Origin of the sequence: Pseudomonas sp. GD03858, from assembly GCF_029840925.1 — a bacterium.
Classification (GTDB): domain Bacteria; phylum Pseudomonadota; class Gammaproteobacteria; order Pseudomonadales; family Pseudomonadaceae; genus Aquipseudomonas.
Genome location: NZ_JAOCDM010000190.1, coordinates 1 through 4734 on the forward strand (window position 1 = coordinate 1; position 4734 = coordinate 4734).

The window sequence follows — 4734 nt, forward strand, 5'->3', positions numbered from 1 at the left end:
TGGCCCCGGGCGAGTGCTATGCCAGCGAGGCCGATGCCTCGGGCTGGAGCGAGCAGATCTATGTGACCGAAGGGCGCCTGACGCTGATCATCGAGCACGCCCAGCGGCAGTTGGACAAGGGCGAGTTCTTCATCTTTCCCAGTGATTGCCGCTACGCCTATCGCAACGACGGCGAGGAGCCGGTGCGTTTCGTGCGCAATGTGGTGATCTGAGCGAGCGTGCCCGCCCGTCAGTCGTGGCTGAGTGGATGTGGGCCGGGACCTTCATCACCCAGGCGGTCGTGGTGGTTGCGCAGCGGACATTCCTTCAGCGACATGCAACCACAGCCGATGCAGCCATCGAGCTGATCACGCAGCATCAGCAGCTCCTCGATGCGCCGGCTCAGATCGTCGCGCCAGCGCGCCGAAAGGCGCTGCCAGTCGTCGGCGCCGGGGGTGTGGTCACAGGGCAGGGCTTGCAGGGCGTTGGCGATGTCGGCCAGGGGAATGCCCAGGCGCTGGGCCATCTTGATCACCGCCACCCGGCGCAGCACGGCCCGCGGGTAGCGTCGCTGGTTGCCGGCATTGCGGGTGCTGTGGATCAGGCCCTTGGTCTCGTAGAAGTGCAGCGCGGTTACGGCCACGCCGCTGCGTGCGGCAAGTTGGCCGACACTGAGCAGGCGTTCCTGGGGCGATGGGGGCTTCATCGACGATAAACTCCTTGACCTTGAGTTAACTGGAGGTTTTACCCTCCACGACCATCTGCCGCAAGCGCTCGAAACGAGGAGATGTGTCATGACGGCCAACAGCCATTCCCTGTGGTTCACCCAGATGATCGAGTACGACGTGCCCCCGGTGCGCCAGGAGGCGCTGGCCGAGGCATTGGTCGCACGCAGCGAGCAGTTGGCGCAGCGTTGCGCGGGGTTGCTGAGTGTGAGCATTCAGGCCAGCGATGATGGACGCCGGGTGCTGCAGCATTTGCAGTGGCAGTCGCGGCAGGCCTGGGCCGCCGCTGCGGGGTGCTTCGTCGAGGAGCCCTTCCTTGACCTGCTCAGCCTGCATCAGGCGCGGGGGGTGAACTTTGCTGCCTACCAGGCGCTGCGCAGCCTGGTGCGCGGCGCCGATGGTGGTCTGCACTGCCAGCTGGGCGAGGCCCAGGCATAAATAAGGTGGGCTGCGTGTTCCAGGTCCGTCGAGTGTTCACGAGCGTCAGGGGGGCCTTTGATGCGCGCTCGGCATGGCACTTGCGGCAAGACGTGTCTTGTTATGGTCGTGGCGATTGCGGGCGCCGCGCGGCTGTTTCATTATCGACGGCCTGGATCTGTCGAGACCTTTGCGCAGGAGAACGCATGAACAGTCAGTCCCCCCTTCACGAATCCGTACCGGCGCGGTTGGCGCGCGTGCGCGAGGCCATGGCCCGCGAGGGCGTGGACGCCCTGCTGGTACCCTCGGCCGACCCCCACCTGTCCGAATACCTGCCAGGTTACTGGCAGGGGCGGCAATGGTTGTCCGGATTCCAGGGCTCGGTGGGCACGCTGGTGGTCACGGCGGATTTCGCCGGGCTGTGGGCGGACAGCCGTTACTGGGAGCAGGCGGACAAGGAGCTTGCTGGCAGCGGCATCGAGCTGATGAAGCTGCGTCCTGGACAGCCGGGCGCGCTTGAGTGGCTGGGGGAGCAGGTCAATGGCACCGTCGCGGTGGATGGCGCGGTCATGGCTGTGGCGCCGGCGCGCCAGTTGAGTGAACGTCTAAAGGCCCGGGGAGCCAAGTTGCGTACGGACCTGGACCTGCTTGCGCAGGTGTGGCTCGATAGGCCGCAACTGCCGGGCAATCCGGTTTACCAGCACCTGGCGCCACATGCCACGGTCAGTCGAGCGCAAAAGCTCGCCGAGCTGCGGGACACGCTGCGGGAAAAAAGCGCCGACTGGCATTTCATCGCCACCCTCGACGATATCGCCTGGCTGTTCAACCTGCGTGGTAGTGATGTTTCCTATAACCCCGTATTCGTCTCCTTTGCCCTGCTGAGCCAGGACAAGGCCTACCTGTTCGTCGGGCGGGACAAAGTCGATCATCATCTGTGCCTGGTGCTGGCCGCCGATGGTATCGAGGTTCGCGACTACGCCGAGGTCGACGACGTGCTGGCCAGGCTTCCAGCCACGGCGAGCCTGCTGGTGGATCCGGCACGGGTAACCCGCGGCCTGCTGGACAACCTGCATGAGCAGGTGCGTCTGGTCGAGAGCATCAACCCGACCACCCTTAGCAAGTCGCGCAAGGAGGAGGGGGATCTTGCACATATCCGCCAGGCCATGGAGCAGGATGGTGCCGCGTTGTGCGAGTTCTTTGCCTGGTTCGAGGCCAGCCAGGGCAAGCAGCGCATCACCGAACTGACCATTGACGAAGAACTGAGCGCCGCTCGTGCCCGTCGTCCTGGCTTCGTGTCACTGAGCTTCTCCACGATTGCGGCCTATAACGCCAATGGTGCGATGCCGCATTACCATGCCACCGAAGAGTCCCATGCCGTGATCGAGGGCGATGGCCTGCTGCTGATCGACTCAGGTGGACAGTACCTGGGTGGGACGACCGATATCACGCGGATGGTGCCGATCGGCGAGCCGAGCCAGCAACAGAAAGCCGATTGCTCCCGCGTTCTCAAGGGCATGATCGCGCTGTCGCGGGCCAAGTTCCCGCGAGGGATCCTCTCGCCGTTGCTCGATGCCATCGCCCGGGCGCCGATCTGGGCGGACCAGGTCGATTATGGCCACGGGACTGGCCATGGCGTCGGTTACTTCATGAACGTGCATGAGGGGCCGCAGGTCATCGCCTATCAGGCTGCGGCCACGCCGCAGACCGCGATGCAGCCTGGAATGATCAGCTCGATCGAGCCTGGGACCTACCGCCCGGGGCAGTGGGGAGTGCGGATCGAGAACCTGGTGGTCAGCCGAAAGGCCGGTACCAGCGAGTTCGGTGAGTTCCTGGCGTTCGAGACCTTGACCCTGTGTCCGATCGACACGCGTTGCCTGTTGGTCGAGGCGCTGGGTAGCGAGGATATCGCCTGGCTGAACCGCTACCACCAGACGGTGCGGGAGCGGTTGGCGCCGCTGTTGGAAGGCGATGCGCTGGCTTGGCTGGAGCGGCGCACCGCACCGCTCTGAGAATGATGGAGCACTGAAAATGAAAGGGCAGCCACTGGCTGCCCTTCTTGCATCTGTTACTTGCAGATCACGATCATGCTTCGGCTGGTATAGCCGGCCGGATTGATGCCGAATACATAGTCGCCAGGTTCTTCGTCGGTGTCGCCGGACCGGGCGATGACCTTGTAACCCTTGCTGCTGCAGGAGCTGGCGGCCTTGCTGTAGCACTTCTCCCACGACGAGGACAACCCCGAGCAGTTGATATGCAGGCCCTTCTTTCCCCGCTTCACTTCGGTATTGGCTGTCGCGGCGCATCCAGCGATGGCCAGGATGGCCAGGATGAGCAAAATACGTTTCATTCCTGTCCTTATGCGGGCCCGACTACATTGTCAACGGGCCAGTCGTTTACGCTTCGTGTCTTCCCTGAAGGTCCCCGATTTCCATATGCGGCTCAGTAGATAGCGTCAAGATTATGATTTGGTGACAGCTTAATCAGCGATGCAGGGCGGTACAAGGTTGTGTAGGGGTTAAATGCAAATATTTCTCAAATCAGTCGACGGCTACGGGTGGGGGTGTCTCCCGTTTCATCGAAAGGGTTGCGCCCACTGACGCGGTGATGATCGCGAAGATCGCCAGCCATTGCCAGGCAGTGAGCCGCTCGCCCAGGAACAGTAGCCCGGACAGTGCACCGAAGGCGGGCTCGATGCTCATCAATGTGCCGAAGGTGCGGGCGGGCATGCGGGTCAGGGCAACCATCTCAAGGCTGTAGGGCAGGGCAGTCGAGAGGATGGCGACGCCCAGCGCTACGGGCAGCAGGGCGGGTGTCAGCAGGGCGCTGCCCGCATGGGCGATGCCGATTGGGGCAACGAAGATCGCTGCGATGACCACGCCCAGGGCGGCGGTCTGGATGCCGTTCTCGGCACCGGCCTTTTGTCCATAGAGGATGTACAGCGCCCAGCACACCCCGGCGCCAAGGGCATAGGCGGCGCCGACCGGGTCAAGTTCGCTCCCCGTCTGGCCGACGGGGATCAGCAGCAGCAGGCCGATCACCGCCAGTGCGATCCATACGAAATCCAGCGCTCGACGCGAAGCCCAGAGTGCCACCGCGAGCGGGCCGGTGAACTCCAGGGCCACGGCGATACCCAGCGGTACGCTGCGCAGAGACATATAGAAGAGGAAGTTCATGCCGCCAAGGGCCATGCCGTAGATGATCACGCTGCGCAGGGTGCTGGCATCCAGGCGTGCGCGCCATGGCCGCAGCAGCAAGAGCATGATGATGCTGGCGAAAATCAGCCGCAGCGCGGTGGTGCCCTGAGCGCCGACTACGGGAAACATGCTCTTGGCCAGTGAAGCTCCAGATTGGATGGAGGCCATGGCGATCAGCAGCAAGCCGATGGGGAAGAGGGTGGCGGCCAGGCTGCGGTTTGGGGTGTTCATGGGGGTTTCCGTTTTAATTATGCGCGCAAGGGTGCGCAATATAGTGCGCAGTGGTGGGCGGGTTGGCAAGGTTGGGATGGGGGTTATAGATGGTGTGACGGCTGCCAGGTGCCTGTCTTGGGGTTGGGTTGTGTTTGTTAGGTGTTCGCCGAGGGATAGTGGTGAGTCTCAGAGGTGTTCGCCGAGGG

Annotated in this window: 6 protein-coding genes; 3 read left to right on the forward strand and 3 right to left on the reverse strand. The window is 63.4% G+C overall.

Annotation, left to right across the window (positions count from 1 at the left end):
- Positions 1-212, forward strand: a 212-nt coding sequence (locus N5D48_RS25655) for a cupin domain-containing protein (RefSeq protein ID WP_279888907.1), incomplete at its 5' end; no start/stop codon positions are given.
- Positions 213-229: 17 nt separating this feature from the next.
- Here N5D48_RS25655 and soxR read toward each other — a convergent pair.
- The gene (gene soxR, locus N5D48_RS25660) at positions 230-685 is read right to left on the reverse strand and encodes a redox-sensitive transcriptional activator SoxR (RefSeq protein WP_279888909.1); all 456 of its coding nucleotides are present in this window, start codon (positions 683-685) and stop codon (positions 230-232) included.
- An 88-nt stretch (positions 686-773) separates the two neighbouring features.
- On the opposite strand from soxR, the gene N5D48_RS25665 reads away from it, so the two are divergent.
- Together N5D48_RS25665 and N5D48_RS25670 are read left to right on the forward strand one after the other, a co-directional pair.
- Positions 774-1142, forward strand: a complete 369-nt coding sequence (locus N5D48_RS25665) for an antibiotic biosynthesis monooxygenase (protein ID WP_279888911.1) — start codon at positions 774-776, stop codon at positions 1140-1142.
- 185 nt (positions 1143-1327) lie between these two features.
- Positions 1328-3130: an aminopeptidase P family protein gene (locus N5D48_RS25670; protein WP_279888914.1), complete on the forward strand. Its 1803-nt coding sequence runs from the start codon at positions 1328-1330 to the stop codon at positions 3128-3130.
- 56 nt (positions 3131-3186) lie between these two features.
- On the opposite strand, the gene N5D48_RS25675 is transcribed toward N5D48_RS25670, so the two are convergent.
- Together N5D48_RS25675 and rhtA are read right to left on the reverse strand one after the other, a co-directional pair.
- Complete coding sequence (locus N5D48_RS25675; RefSeq protein ID WP_279888916.1) at positions 3187-3468, reverse strand: hypothetical protein; 282 nt, start codon at positions 3466-3468, stop codon at positions 3187-3189.
- A 190-nt stretch (positions 3469-3658) separates the two neighbouring features.
- On the reverse strand, positions 3659-4546 hold the full coding sequence (gene rhtA / locus N5D48_RS25680; protein ID WP_279888917.1) for a threonine/homoserine exporter RhtA: 888 nt from the start codon (positions 4544-4546) through the stop codon (positions 3659-3661).
- Between the last annotated feature and the right edge of the window lie 188 nt (positions 4547-4734).

Bases quoted from the DNA above. Each gene is read 5' to 3' on its own strand.
- soxR (WP_279888909.1), bottom strand. From the start codon at position 685: ATGAAGCCCCCATCGCCCCAGGAACGCCTGCTCAGTGTCGGCCAACTT.
- N5D48_RS25665 (WP_279888911.1), top strand. From the start codon at position 774: ATGACGGCCAACAGCCATTCCCTGTGGTTCACCCAGATGATCGAGTAC.
- N5D48_RS25670 (WP_279888914.1), top strand. From the start codon at position 1,328: ATGAACAGTCAGTCCCCCCTTCACGAATCCGTACCGGCGCGGTTGGCG.
- N5D48_RS25675 (WP_279888916.1), bottom strand. From the start codon at position 3,468: ATGAAACGTATTTTGCTCATCCTGGCCATCCTGGCCATCGCTGGATGC.
- rhtA (WP_279888917.1), bottom strand. From the start codon at position 4,546: ATGAACACCCCAAACCGCAGCCTGGCCGCCACCCTCTTCCCCATCGGC.